The sequence below is a fragment of the Paenibacillus sp. AD87 genome (assembly GCF_001659845.1).
GTDB classification, from domain to species: Bacteria; Bacillota; Bacilli; order Paenibacillales; family Paenibacillaceae; genus Paenibacillus; species Paenibacillus marchantiae.
Genome location: NZ_LXQN01000007.1, coordinates 1,703,759 through 1,727,269, shown reverse-complemented (window position 1 = coordinate 1,727,269; position 23,511 = coordinate 1,703,759). Strand labels below are relative to the sequence as shown.

The 23,511-nt window shown below is 46.5% G+C and carries 19 protein-coding genes; 7 read left to right on the top strand and 12 right to left on the bottom strand.

The window, feature by feature from the left end; all coding sequences use genetic code 11:
- Positions 1-43: 43 nt before the first annotated feature.
- A complete protein-coding gene (locus tag gpAD87_RS07905) occupies positions 44-1,333 on the bottom strand; it encodes an ABC transporter substrate-binding protein (RefSeq protein ID WP_082935035.1) in 1,290 nt (429 codons plus the stop codon).
- Positions 1,334-1,646: 313 nt separating this feature from the next.
- Here gpAD87_RS07905 and gpAD87_RS07900 point away from each other — a divergent pair, with 313 nt between their 5' ends.
- The 4 genes from gpAD87_RS07900 to gpAD87_RS07885 all read left to right on the top strand — a co-directional run bounded on the left by gpAD87_RS07900 (position 1,647) and on the right by gpAD87_RS07885 (position 8,620).
- Positions 1,647-3,185, top strand: coding sequence for a glycoside hydrolase family 31 protein (locus gpAD87_RS07900; protein ID WP_064637315.1), 1,539 nt, complete (start codon positions 1,647-1,649; stop codon positions 3,183-3,185).
- 336 nt (positions 3,186-3,521) lie between these two features.
- Positions 3,522-5,159, top strand: a complete 1,638-nt coding sequence (locus tag gpAD87_RS07895) for a response regulator (RefSeq protein ID WP_063562743.1) — start codon at positions 3,522-3,524, stop codon at positions 5,157-5,159.
- Between the two features lie 18 nt (positions 5,160-5,177).
- A complete protein-coding gene (locus gpAD87_RS07890; RefSeq protein ID WP_064637313.1) occupies positions 5,178-6,911 on the top strand; it encodes a sensor histidine kinase in 1,734 nt (577 codons plus the stop codon).
- A complete protein-coding gene (locus gpAD87_RS07885; protein WP_082935034.1) occupies positions 6,905-8,620 on the top strand; it encodes an extracellular solute-binding protein in 1,716 nt (571 codons plus the stop codon). The genes gpAD87_RS07890 and gpAD87_RS07885 overlap by 7 nt, the downstream gene beginning before the upstream one ends.
- A gap of 95 nt (positions 8,621-8,715) precedes the next feature.
- Here the strand turns inward: gpAD87_RS07885 and gpAD87_RS07880 are convergent, their stop codons facing one another.
- The gene (locus gpAD87_RS07880) at positions 8,716-9,471 is read right to left on the bottom strand and encodes an SDR family NAD(P)-dependent oxidoreductase (protein WP_064637312.1); all 756 of its coding nucleotides are present in this window, start codon (positions 9,469-9,471) and stop codon (positions 8,716-8,718) included.
- 310 nt (positions 9,472-9,781) lie between these two features.
- On the bottom strand, positions 9,782-10,354 hold the full coding sequence (locus gpAD87_RS07875; protein WP_064637310.1) for a TetR/AcrR family transcriptional regulator: 573 nt from the start codon (positions 10,352-10,354) through the stop codon (positions 9,782-9,784).
- A gap of 167 nt (positions 10,355-10,521) precedes the next feature.
- Between gpAD87_RS07875 and gpAD87_RS07870 the strand changes: the two genes are divergently transcribed.
- Both gpAD87_RS07870 and gpAD87_RS07865 read left to right on the top strand, forming a co-directional pair.
- The gene (locus gpAD87_RS07870) at positions 10,522-10,968 is read left to right on the top strand and encodes a hypothetical protein (RefSeq protein ID WP_064637308.1); all 447 of its coding nucleotides are present in this window, start codon (positions 10,522-10,524) and stop codon (positions 10,966-10,968) included.
- Between the two features lie 46 nt (positions 10,969-11,014).
- Positions 11,015-11,467: a hypothetical protein gene (locus gpAD87_RS07865; protein WP_064637306.1), complete on the top strand. Its 453-nt coding sequence runs from the start codon at positions 11,015-11,017 to the stop codon at positions 11,465-11,467.
- Positions 11,468-11,621: 154 nt separating this feature from the next.
- Here gpAD87_RS07865 and gpAD87_RS07860 read toward each other — a convergent pair whose 3' ends face one another.
- From gpAD87_RS07860 to gpAD87_RS07825, 8 genes are all read right to left on the bottom strand, one after another.
- Positions 11,622-11,987: a hypothetical protein gene (locus gpAD87_RS07860; RefSeq protein ID WP_064637304.1), complete on the bottom strand. Its 366-nt coding sequence runs from the start codon at positions 11,985-11,987 to the stop codon at positions 11,622-11,624.
- Between the two features lie 185 nt (positions 11,988-12,172).
- Complete coding sequence (gene rbsB / locus gpAD87_RS07855; protein WP_064637302.1) at positions 12,173-13,102, bottom strand: ribose ABC transporter substrate-binding protein RbsB; 930 nt, start codon at positions 13,100-13,102, stop codon at positions 12,173-12,175.
- Between the two features lie 14 nt (positions 13,103-13,116).
- Positions 13,117-14,088: an ABC transporter permease subunit gene (locus tag gpAD87_RS07850; protein ID WP_064637300.1), complete on the bottom strand. Its 972-nt coding sequence runs from the start codon at positions 14,086-14,088 to the stop codon at positions 13,117-13,119.
- 1 nt (position 14,089) lies between these two features.
- Positions 14,090-15,571 (bottom strand): sugar ABC transporter ATP-binding protein, encoded by a 1,482-nt coding sequence (locus tag gpAD87_RS07845; RefSeq protein ID WP_064637298.1) that lies wholly within the window; start codon positions 15,569-15,571, stop codon positions 14,090-14,092.
- Positions 15,572-15,587: 16 nt separating this feature from the next.
- Positions 15,588-15,989: a D-ribose pyranase gene (gene rbsD, locus gpAD87_RS07840; protein WP_064637296.1), complete on the bottom strand. Its 402-nt coding sequence runs from the start codon at positions 15,987-15,989 to the stop codon at positions 15,588-15,590.
- Positions 15,986-16,867: a ribokinase gene (rbsK, locus tag gpAD87_RS07835; protein ID WP_064637294.1), complete on the bottom strand. Its 882-nt coding sequence runs from the start codon at positions 16,865-16,867 to the stop codon at positions 15,986-15,988. The genes rbsD and rbsK overlap by 4 nt, the downstream gene beginning before the upstream one ends.
- Positions 16,860-17,849: a LacI family DNA-binding transcriptional regulator gene (locus gpAD87_RS07830; RefSeq protein WP_064637292.1), complete on the bottom strand. Its 990-nt coding sequence runs from the start codon at positions 17,847-17,849 to the stop codon at positions 16,860-16,862. Before gpAD87_RS07830 ends, rbsK begins: the two co-directional genes overlap by 8 nt.
- 457 nt (positions 17,850-18,306) lie before the next feature.
- On the bottom strand, positions 18,307-19,770 hold the full coding sequence (locus gpAD87_RS07825) for a DHA2 family efflux MFS transporter permease subunit (RefSeq protein ID WP_064637291.1): 1,464 nt from the start codon (positions 19,768-19,770) through the stop codon (positions 18,307-18,309).
- Between the two features lie 426 nt (positions 19,771-20,196).
- Between gpAD87_RS07825 and gpAD87_RS07820 the strand changes: the two genes are divergently transcribed.
- On the top strand, positions 20,197-20,622 hold the full coding sequence (locus gpAD87_RS07820) for a MaoC family dehydratase (protein ID WP_064637289.1): 426 nt from the start codon (positions 20,197-20,199) through the stop codon (positions 20,620-20,622).
- 110 nt (positions 20,623-20,732) lie between these two features.
- Here the strand turns inward: gpAD87_RS07820 and ppsA are convergent, their stop codons facing one another.
- Positions 20,733-23,348 (bottom strand): phosphoenolpyruvate synthase, encoded by a 2,616-nt coding sequence (gene ppsA / locus gpAD87_RS07815; protein ID WP_064637287.1) that lies wholly within the window; start codon positions 23,346-23,348, stop codon positions 20,733-20,735.
- Positions 23,349-23,511: the final 163 nt, after the last annotated feature.

Here is a 23,511-nt window from a genome sequence, read left to right as displayed (position 1 = left end):
GTTAACCGGAATACCATCGACAATTTTGCCTGACGTAGGGCGCTTACTTTGCGCCCTCAATCGCCTGATTCATCATTTCCGCCACTTTCTTGGCACCTTCTTCGATTGAAATGGCGCCTCCCCATGCCTGTGACATGATTTCTGCTTCTTTCGAGAACCAGACTGGGTACGATTTTGAACCACTCGGGTACGGAGTCGCGTCCGCAGCCTGATCAATAAATACCTGCAGGTTCAAATCGGGATTGTTCTTCACCCATGCGTCTTGCGTATTATTGAATGCCGGAATCGCGGCACCCATCTCTGCCGTGATCTCAGCGGCCTCCTTGGAGCCGAGGAATTTCAGGAACTGCCATGCTTCATCCTTGTGCTTACCCTTAGTGGACATGACGTTGCCGATGCCATTAATGATATTGCCACGCTTGACCTTCCCCTTCGGCAGGGGTGCCCAGTCGTACTTTCCTTTGATAATTTCACTACTCGCCAGATTGCCGTTATCCCAAGATCCATCGAAAATCATCGCGAGCTTGCCGGACTTGAACATTTCGACCGAATCCGTGTCGGTCATCTGCTGGTGCGTCGGCGAAGCATTGTCAAGAATCATCTGGTAACGGGCCTTTAGTGCCTCAATCGAAGCCAATTCGTCGTAGCCGGATTTGGTCATGTCGTCATTTAAAATAAAACCACCGTTCGCTAACATGTCGTTCCAATAGCCCGCTTGGGTGTCCAGCTTTGCGCCAAAACCGTAAATGCCCTTGTCTGGCTGACTTAGCTGTTTGGCGACTTCAGCAAGCTTGGCATAATCCCATGTATCGTCTGGATAAGGAATGTTCGCCTGATCGAACAGTTCCTTGTTGTAGGCCAGACCAATGGTATCGAAGTCCTTTGGAATACCGTAGTTTTGACCGTCCATCGTATAGATGGAGACGAGGTTGGACGCGTAGTTGTTCAGATCGATTTCATTGGCCTGCACTTTGTCCGTGATCGGCTCGAGGAATCGGCCTTCTGCGTACTTCATAAACTGACCGCCATGCATCCAGAATACATCAGGCAGCATTCCCGCTGGCGCTGCGGCGGACATCTTCGTCCAATATTCGCCCCAAGGAATAGCATCAACTTTCACCTTGATATTCGGATGCTGCTCAGTGAACGCATCGGCGATTGCCTCCATTGCCGGTTGCTGGTTTTTGTCCCAGATCGTATAAGAGATCGTAACGTTCTTCTGGGCACCACCGTCGGTAGCCCCGCCTCCGTCGTTAGAACTATTACAGCCCGCCATCAACGAGACAAGAAGTAAGCTGGCGATCCCTGCTGCCATTTTTTTTCTTATATTCATCGTCAAACTCCCCTCGACTTTTCTTAAAAATGAAGATTGTACCCTTACGTCCAGCAGTCATGCTCCAAAAGCTGGAGAACGGAAAAAATGCGCGTTTTTTCCGCCAGTCGATCGTCGTGAGCTCTTGACGTTCTCATCATAAATCAGGAAAAATCCGGTTTAAATGCCCAGATTTTAAGATTCAAACCACATTTTTAAGATCCCCTTCCCAACTGCGGATGATCTCTGCATAATAAAACCCGTACCTAAATTCAAACGATTGGGGCAAATCATCCACAAGATTTTGTCCGCAATTCCAAAGGAGAATTCTCCCATGAATAATATCTCAATCACCCGGTTGCCCGGTGAGTACTGGTGGGGCGGTGTGATCAACGATGGCAGCTCCATGCCGTTTGGCCAGACAACATATACGAGGGATTTGCGTGTGACGGATGACAATCAGGCCTCGCCTTTGCTGCTCTCCAATAAAGGCAGATATATTTGGAGCGAGGAACCGTTTGCTTTCCATGTGGACGGGAATGGACTCTCGGTCTTTGATAACGCAGGTGAAGTCGTCGTGGAAGAGGAACATAGCTCACTGCAGGGAGCATACCGTCATGTTGCTGGCACACACTTCCCTCCTTCCAAGCAAATGCCCGACGCTCTCGTCTTCACAGCCCCGCAGTACTGTACCTGGGTCGAGATGTTCTATAACCCCACGCAGGACAGAATTATCCGTTATGCAGAATCAATTCTAGCGAACGGGCTACCCCCCGGCGTCCTCATTGTAGACGACAATTGGATGATGGATTATGGCATGTGGGACTTTGACAAGCACAGGTTCCCGAATCCCCGGGAGATGATCGATACGCTGCATGGCATGGGTTTCAAGGTAATGCTCTGGATGTGCCCATACGTAAGTGCGGACTGCACCATGTTTAAGGAATTGCGGGCGGGTGATCTGCTTCTAATAGGCGTGGACAACGCACCAATCATCCGACATTGGTGGAATGGTTACAGCGCAGTTGTGGATTATACGAAGGAGGAAGGTGCGGCCTGGTTCAAGCGGCAGATGGATCGTCTGATCACTGATTACGGTGTTGATGGTTTTAAGCTTGACGCCGGCGAGCCGTTCTTGCCGGGCGGAGCGGACACGACCCAGCCCGTTGCATGGACTCGTCCCCTGCGTCAGCTTGAAGACTGCGAAGCATATGCTAACCTCGGAGTTGGCTACTCGCTGGTTGAGCTGCGGATGTGTTGGAAGCTCGGTGGCCAGGGACTCATCCAGCGCCAGCGGGACAAGACACATACCTGGGATGCCACTGGGCTCAGCGGACTCATACCCAACGCGATTGCTCAGGGACTGCTTGGTTACGCATTTAACTGCCCCGATATGATCGGCGGCGGTATGGACGGCGATATCAACTCCCCGGAATTTCACTTTGACAGCGAATTGTTCGTACGGTATACCCAGTGTGCCGCACTGTTCCCTGTGATGCAGTTTTCCATGGCACCCTGGCGCGTGCTGAAAGGTGAGGAGCTAACCTGGTGCCTTGACGCTGTACGGCTAAGATCCGAGCTTGGTCCCGAAATTCTGGCGCTTGCTCGCCAAGCCACTGCAGACGGTTTACCGATACTGCGCAGCTTGGAGTTCGAATATCCCGACTGCGGCTATGAGCTCGTAAATGACCAGTTTCTCCTCGGACAGAATCTGCTCGTTGCGCCAGTTGTCGTCAAGGGACTGACATCCAGAAACGTGGTTTTTCCTGAAGGTCAATGGCAGGACGAGGATGGAAATATCATCAACGGGCCTACCGAACTTCAAGTTGATGCGCCCCTCTCACGTTTGCCTTGGTATCGCAAAATCCAATAGGAGGTATGTATATCTCCATGAAAAAATAAAGCTGGCTCTGATTGGCGCAAACGCCCGAGGGCTGCCTAGCTATGCTCCCTATGTACTCGCCCATTCGGACGAGGCCGAATTCGTAGCAGTCGCCTCCGCTCAGGCCTCGCTTGACAGCCATCTGATGGCATTCGCTGCCGAGGCGTCAAGGCTGAGGCAGGGATTAGTCGTCGAGATGAGCGAATTCAAGGCAACGATTCTGGCGTCTTGGGCCTGCAATTGACAAAGGAACAGTTCTGCTCAGATAATAAAAAGGTTGAAGATACGTCAACCGTAACAAGCGAAAACTGACTGGGGGATTTAAGCATGTATGAGCTACTAATTGTTGATGATCATGCTCATCTCGTGGACAGTCTCGAACGCACCATGCCGTGGGAAGCGCTCGGCATTGGCAAGGTTCACAAGGCTTTCTCTGGCGAAGAGGCACTCGAACATTGCAAGAGCTATCCCGTCGATATTATCATCACCGATATTCGAATGCCCGGGATCTCCGGCCTGGAGCTGATCGAGCATATAAAAAAATACGACAAACACTTCAAAAGCATCCTGCTATCCGGCTACGGCGAATGGGACTACGCACAGGAGGCGATCAGACAACAGGTGGATGGTTATCTGCTCAAGCCAGTCGACCAAAGAGAGCTGGCCGACATGCTGCGCCAACTTACGGAAGCGCTTCATCTGGAATGGGACGAACGGGGAAAACAGGTGAAGGCAATGAGCATGCTCAGCGAACATATGCCATTGTTTCGAGAAAAGCTGCTTATGGATCTGCTTCAAGGTAGGAAGCTTGCTCCCAAGCTTCTCGAAGAAAAAATGGCTTATTATCGGCTGCCGTTCTGTCCGAGCGACGAAACTGCAATATGCCTCCTACGCATTGAATCGTCTGCTGAGGAGTTGAACTGGAAGGACCAGTCCCTGCTCTCCTCGGCCGTCGCAAATATCGCTGAGGAAACCTTCTCGGAATTGTTTCATGTCTGGCACGGGCGTGATGCGTACGAGCATGAAGTCTTCGTTCTCAAGGTACGGGAAGAGTCATGGCTAGCGCGGGAGAAGGAGCCGGAGCTTAATCGGCAGCGATCCCTCGAACATTTGGCGGCCAGGCTGCAGCAGCACGTCAGACACTTTCTCAAAAGCAGCATTTCAATCGTCGTGAGCCACTGGCAGGTCATGGCTCATGGCCTGCGTGAAACTTACCAGGACGCACTGGCTATACTCACCCGCCATCTTGGCGGTGAGACGGACCTCTTAATCCGCCTGCAGGACGCCTTAGTGCCGGAAAAGCCCTACCGAGTCCATAGTCTTTACGAGTCACCCACGTTGATCCAGTTGTTCGAAATTTACCAGTGGGAGGCGATCTCTGCCAAGTGGGACGCCATTTTCCTTGAGGTGACAAACAAACGAATGGATTCACGGGAAACGCTCCTTGAGCTCTATTATCACGCGATGGGCGCCTTCAGCTTTTTTGCCCACAAAAACGGACTCAGCCTGCTTGAGATCATCCCTCCAGAGCTGGAAAAGGCCTCTGAAGCCAACCGTTTCCGCCATATGTACCAGCTTCAGGATTGGATAGTACTCACGCTCGAGCGATTGCGGGAGATGACCAAAAGCGAATGGAACAATGAGCAAGTAGCGCTCATCCGTAAGGTCCAGCAGTTCATCACAGCGCATCTCGCGGACGCCACGCTGCAGACGGCAGCGGATCACGTCGGCCTGCATCCCGCGTATCTGTCCGCTCTGTTCAAAAGCAAGGCAAGCGAAAATATTAGCGAATATTTGTACAAAGTGCGCATGCAGCGCGCGCGGGAAATCCTTATCGAGCAACCAGAACTCAAGGTTAGCGACGTTGCGACGGCAATCGGCTACCATAAGCCGCAGTACTTCATCAAGTTGTTCAAAGAGCATTGTGGACTGACACCGCAAGACTTCCGTCATCAATCCTCCTGACCGAACGGGGACATTATAATGAAACTAACCATTTTCACAAAAATTGTACTTGTCATCTTTCTACTGCTCGTCTCTACCCTGCTTCTGTACTACCTGACCAATCGCTCCAGCGTGCGGCTCATCAAGCAGGAAATTCAAAGAGTGAAATTGAATGAGCTTACTTTCCTGGCCGGAGACATCGACAACAATCTGTCCAAAGTATCGTCCTTTAGCGATTTTCTCGTACTCGACAAAGATGTGCGATTGCTTGCGACTCCTTCCTTTCTGGAAGGAGATTTTGAGCTGAACAAGTTGAAACTGCGGGTATCGGACAAGTTGAACCTGTTGCATGCCCTGAACAACTGGAACGCCGAATTTATGGTGATTTACGATGAGGATAGTTCATCTTTCTCCTCCACGTCCTCTTCGTCAAAGTTAAGCGAACTGTACCTGGAGACGCACTTCCGTCCGTTCTGGCAGTATGAGCAGACGGGCGATGGCACGTATTTGACGTATTATTTGGCGCATCCGTACACCTTCCGCTTTGATCCGGAGGAAGTGTCTTATGTCGTCAGGGCCAAGATCGACACCAAAAATGTACTCGCCTACTTGGACCGCGCTAAGGGAACGAACGACAACAGCACAATCTTGTTGTCTACGGCCGGGGATGTGCTTGCAAGCGACACAGGGAAGCTTCCTTTCATCCGTGAATTGACAAGCCGACTTGAAGTTGGTAAAGAACTGAGTGGTAACCGACTTATTAAACTGAACGGTGAGCAATACCTCGTTAATTTCACTGCTCTGAGTAACTTTAAAGATTGGTACATCGCCGACTATACCCCGATCAGTGAGGTGCTCAATCCGATCTATGCCAACCAGCGTCTCTACTACTTCTCTAGCGTTTTCCTACTTCTGTTCAGTATCCTGCTCGCCCTGCTGTTATACCGGGACGTGCAGATTCCGATACGTAAACTGCTCTGGGGCGTGAGGAAAATCACATCCGGTCAATATTCCATCAAGCTCCACCAAGAGAGCAATGACGAATTCATGTATTTGTTTGAGCGCTTCAACGAAATGTCCAAAGAGATCAAAGAATTAATTGAAAGGGTTTACATGGAACAGATACGCTCCAAAGAAGCAAAGCTTCGGCAGCTCCAATCCCAGATCCAGCCGCACTTCCTGTACAACTCGCTTGCATTTATCAAGAGTATGACCGAGCTTGATGAGAAGCAGGCCGTCATTGACATGTCTATAAGCTTAAGCCGTTATTTCCGGCAAACGATCAAGTTCGAGAACACGTATACAACGGTGCGGGATGAGCTTGAGCTCGTCCGGTTATACCTGACGATCCAGAGCCTTCAGATGGACCGCTTCGTTTTCACCATTGATGTCGAAGAGCAGCTCCTCGATATACAGGTGCCGCGACTGCTTCTACAACCGCTCGCGGAAAATGCCATTCTGCACGGCATTGAGGCGCTGCGCATGGTTGGTGACATCCGAATTCGTGGCTATTCCAATGGAGAATATTGTGAGCTGATTGTGGTGGATAACGGCTGTGGGGTCGAGCCTGGTCAACTCGACACGCTTCGTAATGCAATCTACTACGGCGCGGACGCCAATACTGCTTGGGCGCTTCACAATGTATATGAGCGGATGAGAGCGATGCTCGGCTCAGAGGCCGATATGGAGCTGGCTAATGGAGAACTGGGCGGACTTCAGGTGACGTTGCGCTGGAAAGTCGCCCGTGAACAGGAGGTAACAGAGATATGTTAGTCTGGAAATGGTTGAAGCAGACAGGTCTGTTTGGCCTCGCGATCATCTTGTTTCTAGTCGTTATGATTTTCTCGTTCATCTTTTGGGAAGATCCAACGGCCCCCTCCCAACCACTAAATAAAGAAAACACGTCAGTAGGGCCTTCCCCTTCGTTCATTGGTGGAAAATATGAGTCTCCCGTGGTCTTGACGACCGTTGGCCATCTGTACCCGGACATCGAGTTCAAAAACGGTGAGGATCTGCAAAACAACGTACTGAGCCGACTGTTTGAGGATAAGCTTGGCATCAAGGTCAATTACCTCTGGACGACGACTGGTGATGAAGATGTCTACATCAATAAACTGAACACCTTGATCGCGACCGGTCAGTCCCTTCCCGACATCGTCACCTTCAAAGGTGGACAAAATATGTATCCGTTGCTGCGCTCCGGTGCCTTCCGCGACGTAGGAGAGTTGTTCGAGCAGTATGCCTCACCCAAGTGGAAGGCAGCCATGGCGCAGGCACCCGAGTCGTGGGAGCGGTACATGATCAACGGCAAAAAAATGGCGATACCAATCCTCGACGGCAAGATGAATTCGAACGAGGTATTGTACATTCGTCAGGATTGGCTTGATAAGCTTGGTCTGAAGGCGCCCACCACCCTCGAAGAGATGGAGTCCGTCATGGATGCGTTCGTTCATCTAGACCCGGACGGCAATGGTAAAGACGACACCTATGGACTTAGCATCAGCTTGAAAAATTCGTTTTTCACCTGGATGTCGGATGCGGGCTTTGTGTTTGGGGCTTACGGGGAGATGCCGGATATCTGGAGCACAGACGCGGACGGGATGCTGTCTTACGGCTCGGTCCAACCAAGTGTTCGGCAAGGTCTAACGACGTTAAAACGCTGGATGGAGCGAGGCTACATACCAAAGGATGCTGAGATTCTCGATGAGGTCCAAGCGACGGAATCATGGAAGCTTGGCAAGACAGGCATGATTGTGGCGCCGCTGTGGGCGGCCGGATGGCCGCTAGGGAACGTAACTGCGAACGTACCGGACGCCCGGTTCGAGGCATACCCGATCCCTGTCGGGCCGAGCGGTTTATCCGGTACGCGTGGCACGCCGCCAGAGTATGGCGCCATTGCTATCAACGCAGATATGGCGAATCCCGAGATTTTTTTCAACTATATGAACTTTGTTTATGACAACTTCATTGATCCTCCTGCTGGCTCACCGTATCGCTGGGGTATCGCTGAAGGCTACGACTACGGCTATGAGGATGGCAAGGTGACATTTCTGGAAAGCCAGGTTCCGGGCGGTTTTGCAGACCCCCAGAAGTATCTCTTAAGCCTGTCTCTCCCCTCAATCCCTAACCTGCTCAGTGAATCAATTGCTCGCATCAACAGCGGTGTATCCGATCAGACCTCATATGACATCAAAAACAAGCTGCTTCGTACACCGCAAGAGCTGAAGGGTTGGCAGATCGTTGAAAGCAATCCCTCCGTCTACAAGACAGATGCCTTCACAGGTGCGCCGACGCCTACGATGGAAAAGATCGGTGACGCCCTTGACGAGTTACTGCATGACGCGATGCTCAAAATCGTATACGGGCAGGAGCCGTTGTCAAGCTTCGATCTCGTCGTCGATAGATGGCACGAGCTAGGTGGCGATAAGATCACTGAAGAGGTGAACAACTGGTACACATCGCTGGAAAAAATCAATCAATAATCGTTTTTTTCTGTGGGTTATCTAAAAATTGAAAGGATCAGATAAAAACATGGCGCACAATGTAAGTTGTACGCCATGTTTGATGAAATATTAAATTAATGCAGCTCTGAAATGATGGGATAGATTGGGCTTCTCAGATTGAAATTGTAGTTCAGGTCTACAATCCCTACGACTTCGTTGTTATCATATAGATCTAACATGAAGCCTGCCATTTCTTTGGCAGTGTGGTATTTAGACATGTTTGCTTTGTAATCAAATTCTTCTGTGTCTAATGATTTCTTCACAAATTCCGTTTCCGTTATAGCTGGAGCTAGCACTTTTGCTTTTAGTTTTGCACCTTTTATTTCAAGTTCTTTGGCAAGCCCTTCTGTGAAGGCACTAACGTAATATTTCGATGCTGAATACGCAACACTTCCAACAGCGATGGCATATCCAAGTGCAGATGCAACGTTAATTAACTGAGTTCCCTCTATCTCTGCGTAATCTCGCACATACAGTGTGGAAAGGATCGTTAGGGACTCAATGTTCACACGCAACATCGTTTCAACTTTCTCCAAATTCTGTTCTGCTATAAAAGAACCTTCACCGAGCCCCGCATTGTTAATCCAAGTCTCAATTTGGTATTCCTTCAGCGTGTTATAAAGTGTGTATGCCTGAGTTGTATCCGATAAATCACTTGTATGAACAATAACATCTAATGTAGCATCAATATTCTGAATTGCTGATTTGAGTTCTTCTAATTTGTCCAATCTTCTAGCGACCAGGATTAAGTTTTTGCCTCGTGCAGCAAACGCCAATGCGGTCTCATATCCAATCCCTGAACTTGCACCTGTAATAACAGTATATTTCATCATATTTTCTCCTTATCAACATGTATTTTAGTATAGATAAGCTTTCAAAATAATTTTAGAACGATCGTTCTTGATATTGCAAAAAAAAGTTAGATCTAACTTGCTATTTAGAATAGCATTTCTAGAACGAACAGTAAAGAATTATTTTCTGACTACTATATAATGATGTTTGAACAGGGAACTATGAGTTTTGCCAGACATGCGATACAAGTTCTTTATAACGTTAACAGAATAAGAACCTGTATCACTAAAACAAATCAGCTTTCATGGAGACAACTCCCTCTTTGCCATCCAAGCTATAACTCCACTTTCAATCTAAAACGGATAATGTCATATCCATAATATTTGTTAATTTTTGCTGATCCGTAGTGGTCTTAACCAACGTACGTATCCCCACCCATGCATTCATTAAATAATGTGAAATAACTACAGGGTCAACGTCAGCCTTGATTTCACCCTTTTGCTGGCCTTCCAGAACAAGGTTTCTCAAGAATTCCTCTGTTCGCAAGTAACTCTCATTAACCAAGGATGCAACTTCAGAATCCAGTACGCCCAGTTCGACGCCTGAGTTTACAAGAAAACAGCCTATAGGTTGTCCTTCATTTCTTATTGTTGACTCAAACAAAGCCCTAATAATCTCTTTGATTGGTTTGTGGGTATCAATTAGAAAACTCATTTTGTTGGTCTGCTTCGTTTCATATCGTTCAAGAGCTTTCATAAACAGAGCATGCTTATCCCCAAAGGTATCATAGATACTTCTTCGATGAATGCCCATATATTCAACCAAATCCTGCATCGAAGTTTTCTCATATCCTTGGGCCCAGAACAGCTGTATTGCTTTATCTAATACTTCATTAACTTCAAATTCTTTGGATCTTGCCATCCTCATCACCTCGAATAATCATTATACATTTTAGTGCACGATTGGGAAACTTGTATTGTTCCAGAAGCTATAAGGTTAATTTACGAAGAAATCCTTACCCATTAGCTGATAACTCTTTGAAACTAGCTACATAAGATATAACAAAATCATAGATTGGAGGAATTGTTATGGTTCGTACGCTTGACGCTCGTACTTCACTCGGTTCTAACGGTGTTACTCCGTTTAATGTTCCACTCACTCCAAATACACCTACCTTGGTGGGTATCCTTGGTCTGAACATTGTCAATCCAGGAACAGTTATTCGCACTCAATTTAACGGAACCTATCGGATTTCGGTAGCAAATTTGTCATCACAACCTTCTTCCGTTCGATTTGAAATTTTCAGAGGCTCGACCTATACAGGCACGCCGATTTATGTCGTTTCCCAACCTATATTTCCTTCTGTGGGAAGCATACTGGCAAGCTTCGATGGTTCTGATTACAATGTGCCTCCTCCTCCCACCGGGCAGCTTATCTATTCTTGTTTTGTGACATTTGTTCCGGCATCTCCATCAGAGCAAGCCAGCCGCGTTGGTCCAGAATGCTTCAATGCGGTTGCATACAGCGACGATTAACTTATGGCTAACAGGACTCTATGAAAATACGGAAGGAGGAAATTTCATGGTTAAAACGTTAGATGCACGGACTTCCCAAGGCTCCAATGGCCAGCAAATTTTAACTCCCAGCTTTACGAATGGCGTCCCGCTATTGTTTGCCCAGGTTGGATTGCAAATCAGCAACCCGGGTATGTCGATCCGAACTTTTTTTTCGGGAATCGTCGAAATTACGGCAAGTCAGTTGCCAGTTAACGGAAATCTTGTCATAGAAGTATACCGAGGATTAGGCGGTTCGCAACAGCTTGTGTATCGGGCCACTACAACTGTATTGGACAACCCTTTTTTCAGTCCTTGTATTTTAAGCTTTACCGGTTCGGAGTACAATATCCCAGCCCCAAGCAATGGACAGCTTGTCTACTCAGCGTACGCCACATTCTCCTATAACCCTATTTATAGTGTGAATAACGTACGCTTGGGGCCTGAAAGTTTCAATACAACTGTTTATTCTGATAATTGAGTCAATACGTTTGACCGTTTTATATTATGAAAATAAATTAAACCATCTCAATTATTGAGATGGTTTTTTGGATCTTTTAAAAAAACTCACACACGTACTATTCACATTCTTGAAGAAGTGCAATATGGTCAAACACGTTTTATGTCCCAGCAATTTATTTTTTCACAACGTCATCCATGGCCTGAACAGCCAGTTCAAATGCTTTAATTCTTCTTCTTAAAAGCGTCTTTTGAGGGCTGCCGGCTTTGGACTTATTATAACTGTTCTCAAGTGATGGGAATAATCCAATCAGAACATTTCGAGATCCTGCTAACTCTTCGTTGGTGTACTGATGAGTTTTTTGATTCCAGGCCATTTCCAGCATCGCCAAAGCGACGTATAAGGCGTTGAGTCGTTTCTTTAATAAAGTAGTGTTATTCCCTTTCTGAGTCAAATTAGTCAAGGCGTTTTCGGATTTGCGTATGGTCGATTGGAAAGCTTGGATGGATTGCAATTTGTCTTCCTCTGATACATTTTCCATGTAGTGCTAACCTCTCCTTTTCTCATGCATACAACTAATTTACATTTCCCGCGAGGTGCGATCAATAATATAACGGCAAAAACTACCGCAGGTTTCAATGTTAACTGTCTTTTTCACCGTAGCAGATGGATAAATTAAAAATCCCGCCCTAGACATTTTGTCCAGAACGGGACGTACTTGTTGAATTAATCGTTTGCGTTTTCCTTGGTCACCAGCTTCAATTCAGCCGGAATTGATTTCTCTACCTGCTTGCCGCCCAGCACATCCAGAGCAGCTTGCACCGCTAGCTGGCCAATCAGTACAGGCTGCTGAGCGACTGTTGCTGTCAACTTTCCGTCCTTAATGGACTTGATCGCATCATCGTTGCCGTCAAATCCAATCACGGGAATGTCTTTACCAGAACTTTGAATTGCTTCAATCGCGCCCAGTGCCATCTCGTCGTTATGGGCAAATACCGCCTGCACATCAGGATTGCCCTGCAGCAGATTCTCCATCACATTCAAACCTTTGGAACGATCAAAATCGGCAGACTGCTTCGCAACCACATTAAGTTTTTGGTCAGCAATCTCGTGGAAACCTTTCCCCCGCTCTCTTGTTGCGGAAGCTCGGGGTACACCCTCAAGTTCAATCACTTTTGCTCCCTCGCCAAGCTGTTTTACGAAATATTCCGCCGCCATTTGTCCACCTTTGACATTATCGGATGCGACCAATGCTGCCACGTCGCCTTTGTCTGCGGAACGGTCCAATGTAATCACAGGAATACCCACGCTATTGGCCGATTGAACAGCCGTTGAGATTGCCGCGGAATCCGCAGGGTTAATCAGCAGAGCATCCACGCCCTGTTGAATAAGGTCGTCCACATCATTGGTTTGTTTAGCTGAATCATTTTGAGCATCAACCACGATGACCTGAATTCCTTGTTTTTTGGCTTCTGCAACGACTCCGTCCTTGAGGGAAACAAAGAAGGGATTATTCAACGTGGAAACTGACAGGCCGATTTTTTTCTGTCCATTGCTTCCGGCAGAGTCGGGCTTAGCCCAACCCGGAGGCTCCAGAGAGCATCCTGCCAGAACGATCATCATTACGCTTACAAGCAATATGGTTAGTTTTTTCATGTTCGCTTCTCTCCTTAAGCCGTTTTCTTGCGGTCCAGCAGGACAGCGATGGCAATAACGACACCTTTTACAACCATTTGATAAAACGAGTTCACTCCGAGCAGGTTCAAACCATTGTTCAGCACGCCGATAATCAGGACCCCAATCAGTGTGCCGACGATTCGTCCTCTACCACCTGATAGGCTTGTTCCACCCAGAACAACAGCTGCAATGGCGTCAAGTTCATATGAAGTACCTGCCGTAGGTTGTGCAGAATTCAGACGGGATGTCAGGATCGCGCCTGCCAGCGCTGACAGCATACCTACCAGAGAGTAAATCATGATTTTCACGCGATGCACTTTAATACCTGAGATAATGGACGCTTTTTCATTGCCACCAAGCGCGTACGTTTTACGGCCGAAAGAAGTTTTGTGCAAAATCGTCCATAGAATTACGAACGTAATGAGCATTGTGATTGCTGGAACCGGTATGCCTAGCATATAACCACGACCGAACAGTTGGAACAGCAGGCTATCGCCCAATCCGGTTATTGGATTACCGTTTGTATATACCAGCGTCAATCCCCGGAACACTGTCATCGTCGCCAATGTAGCAATAAACGGAGCCATCTTACCTTTCGTAATCATCAACCCGTTCACCATACCCATGACACCGCCGAGTGCAACCCCAATAATGATCGACAAAATCGGATCCAGGCCAGACAGCATCATATTGGCTACAAAGGCACTAGACAAAGCCAGAATGGAGCCAACCGACAAGTCGATACCGCCTGTCAGAATGACAAATGTCATGCCAAAAGCAATCAGCGCGTTAATCGAAACTTGACGCAATAGATTCAAGATGTTAAGCGGTTCCAAAAAGCTTGGATTCAACACCGATACGATGATAATTAAGATGATCAGTCCGAGCAATGGACCTAATTTCTGTGTCACATTTGTCAAACGGAAACCGCTCTTGGCGGATTGGTTTTCCTGCAAAGTTGTCATATCATTGTCCCCCTGTAGCCAATGTCATAATGTTTTCCTGTGTTGCCTCTTCTTTTGCCAGTTCACCACTAATTCGTCCCTCATGCACTACCGCGATTCGATCGCTCATACCGAGTACTTCAGGCAGCTCCGAAGATACCATAATGATGGCAACTCCGCGGTCAGTCAGCTCGTTCATCAACTGATAAATTTCTCGCTTAGCTCCAACGTCCACGCCTCGTGTTGGCTCATCCAGGATGAGTACACTTGGACCAATGCCGACCCATTTGGCGATAACCACCTTCTGTTGGTTGCCCCCTGACAGGTTTCGTGCTGCCGTCTCAGAGGATTGCGTCTTAATTTGCAAACGTTTGATGAGCGTATCGACGAATTCCTGTTCTTTCTGAGTCGAGATGAAGCCCTTACTTGAGAAGCTGAACAGATTCGGTAAGGCCATATTTTCACGAATGGAGAAATCGAGCACCAAGCCTTCATCCTTACGGTCTTCCGTAATAAATCCAATTCCATGTTTAACCGCATCCGCTGGCTTCCGAATATGCACCTTTTTGCCTCGAATAATGATTTCGCCACGGTCCAGAGGTTCCAAACCGAAGATCGCCCTCATGATCTCTGTTCGTCCAGAACCCATCAGCCCGGAAAACCCGAGGATCTCGCCTGCTCTCACCGTAAAGTTGATATTCTGGAACAATCCTTTGCTGCTTGCGTCTCGTACTTCAAGGACCACTTCACCATACGAAGGATTTCGCGCCGGATATCGTTCCGTGAGTTCCCGTCCGACCATCTTCCGCACCACTTCGTCAAAACTGGTCTCCGGGATCGTCTTGGTGTCTACCGTTTTGCCGTCACGCATGATCGTGATCCGGTCACAAATGGTGAAAATCTCCTCCATCCGGTGCGAGATATATACGATGGAAACACCATTTTTCTTAAGCGAAGTGATCACGCCGAACAACTTCTGAATCTCCCGCTCCGTAAGCGCCGCCGTGGGCTCATCCATAATGATTACTTTGGCGTCGGTCATCAGTGCTTTGGCAATTTCAATCATTTGCTGCTGACCGACAGAACATTCCCCGGCAGGACGATCCAGCGGGATCTGTACGGAAAGTTTGGCAAATTGCTCAGTGGCAAGCGCTTTCATTTGTCTTGTGTTCAGCAATCCAAAAGACGAAGTTATTTCCTTACCTATGAAGAGATTATCAAGCACCGTCATTTCCGGCCAAACATTCAACTCTTGGTGGATAAAAGCAAGCCCCATCTTCTCGGCTTCCTTCGGATTGGCAAAATAGGTTTCTTTGCCATCAATAGAGATGGTTCCCTGATCCCGCCCGTGAAGACCGATCAAAATGTTCATTAGCGTGGATTTGCCGGCGCCGTTCTCCCCCATCAGGGCATGAACCTCGCCTTCTTTCAGTTCGAAATCCACCCCGCTCAGCACTTGGTTGGTGCCAAACGCTTTATATATGTCTTGCATCTGAATATGCATAAATGCCGTCCCCCTTTTAACCGAAAATGACGCCCGATTGTAAAATGCAATTGGCATACGGCGTTGCTTCGCCCGTACGAATGACTACTTTGGCATTCCGGGTTAACACCTTGAATTGTTCATGACTGATGGAGACGTCAATGGCTTCATCGCCAAATTTCTCGGTAATAAATTGCAAAGTAACCGGATTGCCTGCCTTGATCTCTGCTGCCAAAATCACTTTCTCAACGACCATATCGTCCGCAATAAGCTCCACGACTTCTTGAAAACTCGGTGTCCCTAGTTTCAGGGACAAATCGATTTTGGGCACCCCTTCTGGAACCGGGAGGCCAGCATCCGCGATGACAATCATGTCGGTATGACCCAGATCAGACAGCACCTTGGAGATATGACTATTCAGTATTCCCTGTTTCTTCATTTCAAGCTTTCCTCCACTTCATCCCGTGTCGGCATGCCTCCTTGTGCCCCAAACTTGGTTACGGAAAGTGACGCAGCCCTGTTGGCGAATCTAATGCTGTCTTGTAGCGGTTTACCTTCAGCCAAAGCAACCGCAAATGCGGCGTTGAATGTATCACCCGCTCCGGTTGTATCTACTGGTTCTACCTTATAAGTAGGAACAACGATTTCCTGTTCGCCGTCAAAATACCGAACTCCGTTGCTGCCCTCCGTAATAAACAACTTGTTTGGATATTTGCGCAGAGCCTCTGCCGGAGTCATGCCCTGAAACAATATCTCGGCCTCATGCTCGTTCGGCGTGATATAAGCTGCATTGTCGATGACCTCATCCGGTACTTTTCTCGCTGGCGCTGGATTCAATAACAGCGGAGTTCCGCTTTGGGCGCAAATCTCGCTCACACGAACAACGGTTTCCTCCGGAATTTCTTGCTGAATCATTACAATATCGGCACGTTGGATCACTTCTGCCGCTTCATCAACATAGGCTGGTGTAACTTCACGATTTGCTGCTTCAACGACTACGATACTATTATCACCTTCAGCCAGCACGATATGAGCCGTACCGCTCTCCATATGTGTAACCGGTTTCACATTCTGCGTATTTACACCATTTGCTTTGAAATTATTTAAAATGGCTGTACCAAAAGCATCATCGCCCACCCGGCCGATCATGGATACGTCGGCCCCCAGCCTTGCGGCAGCGACTGCCTGATTTGCTCCTTTACCGCCAGGAACTGTTTTGAAGCTGTCGCCAAGGACGGTTTCACCCGCCCCCGGCCGCCTTGCAGAAGTAACAACTAAATCCATGGAGCTGCTGCCAATTACGCATATTTTAGCCATTTGAATTCACCTTTCTTGTTGTGCCCCGTTCAATGAAACTGACCGGAAGCTGTATGTGTTTGTTTTTAATTGGAGCTTGTTCCACCAGTTTGATTAGCAAATCGGCAGCTGCCCTTCCCATCTCGTATGCCGGTTGGCGAATGGTCGACAATGCAGGCGATAGCAGGCTGCTCATTGGGATATCGTCAAAGCCGATAATTTGCATGTCCTCCGGAACTTTCTTACCGATTCGCAATGCCTCGTGCAGTACCGCCATAGCTGCGATGTCATTACTGGCAATGACTCCGTCGGTATCGCCATACTTGTTGAAAAGCTCATCCGCCCATAACCCAACATCGTTAAAGGAAAAGGATGTCGTTTGGATTACACGGTAATCCAGGCCGGCATGACGTATGCTCTCGATTGCGCCTTCAAAACGATCCTGCGCGGGTTTGATATGTGCAGGTCCCTGCATAACCGTAATTCGGCGGCTTCCGCGCTTGATGATCTCCCGTGCAGCCAGACGTCCACCCTCTCTGCCATCCGCAAATACGGAGGGACTGTCCAGAGGTGTTCTGTCAAGAAACACCACGGGAATTTTCAAGTTCTCATATATTGAAGAATGAGGGTAATTCGTTGAAGAGATTACGCCGACTACATTATTCTGGATAAAAGTCTGGATATAATCCTTTTCCTTCTGTTCATCCTCATCACTATTTCCGAAAATCAGTCTGAAATCCTGCTCCTGCATCCCGTCCTCTACGCCGCGTGCAAGCTGCGGAAAGTAAGGGTTTGCAATATCCGGTAGTAGCAGGCCAATCAATTTGGACTTACGCTTGTATAAAGAGCGGGCCACCTCATTGGGAGAGAAGTTAAGCTGCTTGACCGATTCCTCCACTTTCTTACGAGTGTCCGCATGAACATAACCTCTTTCATTAATGACCCTGGATACGGTGGCTACTGAAACGCCAGCCAAATTAGCTACATCTTTTATTGTTGTCATGAACGTTCACTCCTATGTGTGTAACCGGTTACAGATATGAAAATATCATATTTTATTAAGTTTGACAATCCTTTTGTTACTGGAAATTTACTCCATACACCAGAAAAGAGACCTGATTACAGCTGCATCATCATGCCATAGCAGCTTCAGAAACAATCCATATATTCAAACCAAATAAACAATTCTTATCTGTTGTATATCAGGATATTGACCAGTTTATCGCCTTTTTCGAGGGGGACTCCGACGTACGTATTAAGGTACTCCATTACCTTGGTGAGAAGCTGTTGCTGACCTGGAATAACTAAACGGATTTTAGGGGATTCTCTTTTTAAAGGATCATCGTGGTTTTCAGAAATCGAACTGAATATAAGCTAACCTTTTCAACTCTGGATAGAACTGAAAACAAAAAAAGCCGCTAAATCAACGACTTTTAAATGGAGCATTGTTTTGTCCAATGCTAGTTCGAGCGATTGACCACTACTCTTTTGATGAAAAGGGAAAGCACAAACCCAACAAGGGCAATGATTATGCCGAATATGAACGCATCCTGTACACCGGCAGTCAAGGAAAGCGGGATAAGTGAAGAGTCGTTTGGATTCGTTGCCTGACTCATATATTTGGCTTGTCCATTACTCATCACGCTTACCGCAACAGCTGTACCAATCGCACCAAATACCTGCTGCATTGTGTTGATGATTGCCGTTCCGTGCGGATAAAGCTGCGGTGGAAGCTGGTTGAGGCCATTCGTTTGGGCAGGCATCATGATCATTGAAACGCCGATCATCATAATAACATGAACCATGATAATAAAGGCCACCGAGGAAGCAAGTGTAACGCCAGAGAACAACCAGAGTGCCACAGCTATTAAGACAATCCCAGGAAGAACGATCCATTTGGGGCCATATTTATCGAACAGCCTGCCCATAATCGGAGCCAAAAGTCCGTTCAATGCACTCGCGGGCAACAGGATCAGACCTGCGCTAAGCGTGGAGAACGCAAGGCCTACTTGCAGGTACATTGGCAGTACGAGCATCGAGGACAAGATGACCATCATGCAAAGTGCAACCATTAGCGCACCAATTGTAAACATCGGGTACTTAAAGGCGCGCAGATCAAGCAGCGGATTGGGTATTTTCAACTGTCGAATTGTGAAAAGAATAAGCGCAACAAGACCGATTGCGAGGGAGATGACTACAGTGGAACTGGTCCATCCCCCATCCCCTTCCCCAGCGCTACTGAAACCATAAACAATACCTCCAAAGCCTAGGGTCGACAACAGCATGGACAGTAAATCAATACGCGGCTTGGTCGTTTCAGAAACATTTTGCATCGTGAGAATTCCAATGATAAGAGCCATGATAAGAAAAACAAATGAAAGCCAAAAGATATAATGCCAGTTTAGCGCTTCAATGAGCAAACCGGCAATAGTCGGCCCGACCGCAGGGGCGAACATGATAACGAGTCCAACCAGTCCCATGGCTGCACCGCGCTTTTCGACCGGGAAAATGAGCAGTATCGTATTAAACATAAGTGGTAGTAACAGCGCGGTACCTACTGCCTGAATAATACGCGAAACCATTAATACACCGAAACTTGAAGCAACGGCTCCAACCAGAGCACCGAGACATGAAAATAGAAGTGACGTTATGAACAGTTGTCTTGTTGTAAAACGCTGCATTAACAGGCCTGATAGCGGAACGAGTACCCCCATGGTCAGCAAATAGCCTGTTGTCAGCCATTGAATAGTCGCCGATCCAATGTTGAAGATCTGCATCAAATCGGTAAGCGCTACGTTTAACGCCGTTTCACCGAACAGACCGATGAACCCACTCATCAAAAAAGCGAGAACGATAGGAAACACTCTAATGTCTTTCTTGACTGCTTTAATTCCAGCATCGGATGTGGCTGTAGAAGCTCGCATTATTTACACTCCTTAAGTTCTGTTGTGAATCTCCCCTACCCACCATTCTCCAAAAAATTGTTGTGTCCAGTACACTAATAATGATTCTCATTATCGATATACACAGTGTAGCAATTGCTCCTACAAATGAAAATACACAAATTCCAAATACGATATGTATAATTATCTAATTCAAGCTTGAAACTGTTTTCATTTAAGCCTTAAAACCTTGTGTTTTAGCAAAATGATATATGGAGTATAATCAAATGTTCACCCAGTTGATCCATGTTTAAATTCTTAATATTTTTTGTGGGCACTAAAGAATTCAATAGTTTCGGTGCAACCCCTACATGGTTTTAATTGGATACTAAGATTCAAGTTCTAGGTGAGTATTGCTTGCCTTAAATTCGACTTATCCTTTAGAGTAGAAAATGGAGGTGTACATCATTGAAATTTAACGAGTATGTAATAGGCGAAACCTATAGAACAGAGTCTATTCAATTGTCAAAGAAGGATATTATTGATTTTGCAAAAATTTACGACCCTCAATATATGCATATAGATGAAAAAAAAGCAAAAGAAGGCCGCTTCGGCAGCCTCATTGCTTCGGGTATGCAGACGATGAGCACATCTTTCAAACTTTGGGTGGAACTCGGGATATATGGAGAAGATGTTGTCGCAGGTACGGGCATGAATAACATAAAGTTTATCAAACCTGTGTTTCCAGATGATGAAATCAGTGTTGTGTCAGAAGTGATTGAATTGTCCCCAAGAAGGAGTAGTGGTGGAATTGTCACCGTGCTGCTCACTACCTTCAACCAAAATAATGAAAAGCTCTTTCAGGCAGAATTAAGTGCTCTGATTAGCAATTGATTTTTGATTTTTGTACAATTCGTTTCCGTTGTTGACTTTGAAAATAAAAAACGATCGCACATCAGGTCTGATGCGCGATCATTGCTGTACATTCTCAATTCGTGTATCCTTTACAATATTTCAATATATCCTTCGGTTCCATGTACCCGAATTCGTTGCCCATCTTTTATTCGATGGGTTGCCTTCTCCACTCCGACAATGGCCGGCAAGCCATATTCACGCGCAATCACAGCTCCATGGGTCATCAGTCCACCCACTTCCGTCACTAGGCCTTTAATAGATACAAATAATGGTGTCCAACTCGGATCCGTATAGGGAGTCACTAGTATGTCTCCATCTTCCAGATCCGCATCTTCAATATTAAAGATGACACGTGCACGGCCCTCGATAACTCCCGAAGAAACAGGCAGACCCACAATGGCTTCGGCTGGCATATTTTCACGTTTATACTGACCTGTAATGATTTCACCATCAGACGTGAGCACACGAGGGGGAGTTAGCTTTTCATAGATTTTGTAATCGTCTTTCCGTTGAGTAATGATCTTCTCATCCTGTTCATTGGTGCGAACAACTTCACGAAGTTCTTCATAAGTGAGATAGTATATATCTTCTTTTCCAGCAATAACACCCGCTTGTGCAAGTCGCTCAGCTTCTTTCAATAAAGCCTGTTTATATACAAAGTAACGATTGATCATGCCGTATTTGGGATATTCCCGATAACCGATGAAGTTGCGAACCAGGTCGATCATTCGTTTCGTTTCCTTGGCTTTTTGTTCACCACCAGGCAACAGCTTCAATCGATCTAGTATCTCCTGTTCTTTCTTCAACGCTTCCTGTCGTCCCTGCTCGAATTTCCGTTTGCTTTCATTAGGCTCAAAGTTTTTGATGTTACCTAGAATCAGCGGCACAAGGGTAATGGGTTTTTCAATCCAACGGGTTCTGGTCAGATCAATTTCTCCGGCACATCGCATTCCGTATTTGTCCAGATAACCCTGGATGGCGTCCCTTGTTTCCTGCCCACCCTCAACGTTAACCAGTTCATCCATAAAGTCATCCACTTTCACATGTTGTAAATAAGCAATGACTTCCGGAAATGGACGAATCACATCTGCAACATCCAGTAATGCCAGACCCATTTCCGAAGTGATATTGTTAGGAACAGATTGAGACAGTGTATCTGCGGCATTTTTCTCACCCAACCACTTTTCCATGTTTTCATTAATCCATGCAGAAGCATTCATGGCAGTCATAAATACATTTGAACTTCGTGGGTCAGATAGAAATCTCTTCAATTCTTGGAGATCTTCAAGGATAAAATTAAACAAATCCAATCCAGACTTGTTTTGGATGTTACGTTTTAACGCTTCTACTGAGGCTTGATTGCTCGTAATCAAATCAGAGACGATAGTCGATTCATTTTCAATATGTGCTTGAAACCCCTCGGACACGCTCTGTTTATGGTTATTTCGTGGAATTGGTGCTGGCTGATCAATAGGTAACGATTTTATGAAATTCTCGCGCTCGATTACAGTTGTAAGTCCGTCCTTAAGGAGCGGATCGGATTGTCCCATGGTATTTATGAAGTTTTCTCTCATGACAGGCGAAGCCAGCCTAGGCGTAATATCAACAAACAATCTTCCACCAGCTATACGCATGGGTGCCGGAGTCGTTAATAGGAAGAAAGATAAGCCCAATGGTTTCATGGGATCAGTCATCATTTGTTGATGACCCACAGAAAGGTACACATGATTTTCCTGGTCGCTCGCTTCAGGAATCGGGTATAACGTAGTGATTGGCCGACTTTGGACTATATAAAACGTATCATCCGCCAAACACCATTCAATATCTTGCGGGAAACCAAAATGAGCTTCAATCTGTCTTCCTATGCGTGCCAGTTCTAAAATCTGTTGATCGGTAAGTGTTTGCGTCTTTTGCAGCACGGGATCGATCTGATGTGTAGACGTTCCACCCTCTTTCCTTCCATACATAGCCAACGTTTTGACGGCTATCCTCTTGTCGACAATTTCACCTTCTCGTACTTTATAACAATCGGCAGATACCAAGCCGGACACCAACGCCTCACCAAGTCCAAAGCTGGCATCTATGGATAGCAGTTTCCGGTTGGATGTGATCGGATCAGCCGTAAATAAAATCCCTGAGGCCGCTGGGAATATCATCTTTTGAATGACAACGGACAAATAAACCTGACCATGATCAAATCCATTTTGCATACGGTAGATTACTGCGCGATCCGTAAACAGGGAAGCCCAACATTTGCTGATATGGTGCATAATTGATTCTTTCCCAATGATATTTAAATAGGTGTCTTGTTGACCCGCAAAAGAGGCATGTGGTAAATCTTCAGCGGTCGCACTAGAACGTACTGCATACGCATGACCCTCTCCAAATGTGGAGAGATAAAGAGCAACTTCTTTTTCAACATCGGCAGGAATGTCTACGCCCATAATAAGTTCCCTGATCTTCCTGCTGATATTACCAATTTGCTCTCGTTCTCCTATTTTCAACAAGGTTAGTTGATTCAGTAACGCATGATATGCTTCATTTTGTTCGATGGCCTTTTGATATCCAACAGTTGTAACACAAAATCCATCGGGGACCTCTACTCCTTCAACCTTTGATAACTTCGCTAGATTTAATCCTTTTCCACCAACGAGCGCAAGTTGCAATTTTTCCGTTTCCTGAAATCCGATAACCAAAGAATTCATTCCGTATCTCCCCTAACCAATAAATTGAGAAAAAAACATTTGACAAAGAGTTTACCGCCATGATAAGATTTAAATATAAGATAAGATATTTATGTCTGCGATATCAAAAGAAATGTAATCTGATTATAACATTGTGTTTATTTATATACAATATCGAAGAACC

Coding starts and splice junctions, on each gene's coding strand:
- gpAD87_RS07905 (WP_082935035.1), bottom strand. CDS start 1,333: ATGAATATAAGAAAAAAAATGGCAGCAGGGATCGCCAGCTTACTTCTT.
- gpAD87_RS07900 (WP_064637315.1), top strand. CDS start 1,647: ATGAATAATATCTCAATCACCCGGTTGCCCGGTGAGTACTGGTGGGGC.
- gpAD87_RS07895 (WP_063562743.1), top strand. CDS start 3,522: ATGTATGAGCTACTAATTGTTGATGATCATGCTCATCTCGTGGACAGT.
- gpAD87_RS07890 (WP_064637313.1), top strand. CDS start 5,178: ATGAAACTAACCATTTTCACAAAAATTGTACTTGTCATCTTTCTACTG.
- gpAD87_RS07885 (WP_082935034.1), top strand. CDS start 6,905: ATGTTAGTCTGGAAATGGTTGAAGCAGACAGGTCTGTTTGGCCTCGCG.
- gpAD87_RS07880 (WP_064637312.1), bottom strand. CDS start 9,471: ATGAAATATACTGTTATTACAGGTGCAAGTTCAGGGATTGGATATGAG.
- gpAD87_RS07875 (WP_064637310.1), bottom strand. CDS start 10,354: ATGGCAAGATCCAAAGAATTTGAAGTTAATGAAGTATTAGATAAAGCA.
- gpAD87_RS07870 (WP_064637308.1), top strand. CDS start 10,522: ATGGTTCGTACGCTTGACGCTCGTACTTCACTCGGTTCTAACGGTGTT.
- gpAD87_RS07865 (WP_064637306.1), top strand. CDS start 11,015: ATGGTTAAAACGTTAGATGCACGGACTTCCCAAGGCTCCAATGGCCAG.
- gpAD87_RS07860 (WP_064637304.1), bottom strand. CDS start 11,987: ATGGAAAATGTATCAGAGGAAGACAAATTGCAATCCATCCAAGCTTTC.
- rbsB (WP_064637302.1), bottom strand. CDS start 13,102: ATGAAAAAACTAACCATATTGCTTGTAAGCGTAATGATGATCGTTCTG.
- gpAD87_RS07850 (WP_064637300.1), bottom strand. CDS start 14,088: ATGACAACTTTGCAGGAAAACCAATCCGCCAAGAGCGGTTTCCGTTTG.
- gpAD87_RS07845 (WP_064637298.1), bottom strand. CDS start 15,571: ATGCATATTCAGATGCAAGACATATATAAAGCGTTTGGCACCAACCAA.
- rbsD (WP_064637296.1), bottom strand. CDS start 15,989: ATGAAGAAACAGGGAATACTGAATAGTCATATCTCCAAGGTGCTGTCT.
- rbsK (WP_064637294.1), bottom strand. CDS start 16,867: ATGGCTAAAATATGCGTAATTGGCAGCAGCTCCATGGATTTAGTTGTT.
- gpAD87_RS07830 (WP_064637292.1), bottom strand. CDS start 17,849: ATGACAACAATAAAAGATGTAGCTAATTTGGCTGGCGTTTCAGTAGCC.
- gpAD87_RS07825 (WP_064637291.1), bottom strand. CDS start 19,770: ATGCGAGCTTCTACAGCCACATCCGATGCTGGAATTAAAGCAGTCAAG.
- ppsA (WP_064637287.1), bottom strand. CDS start 23,348: ATGAATTCTTTGGTTATCGGATTTCAGGAAACGGAAAAATTGCAACTT.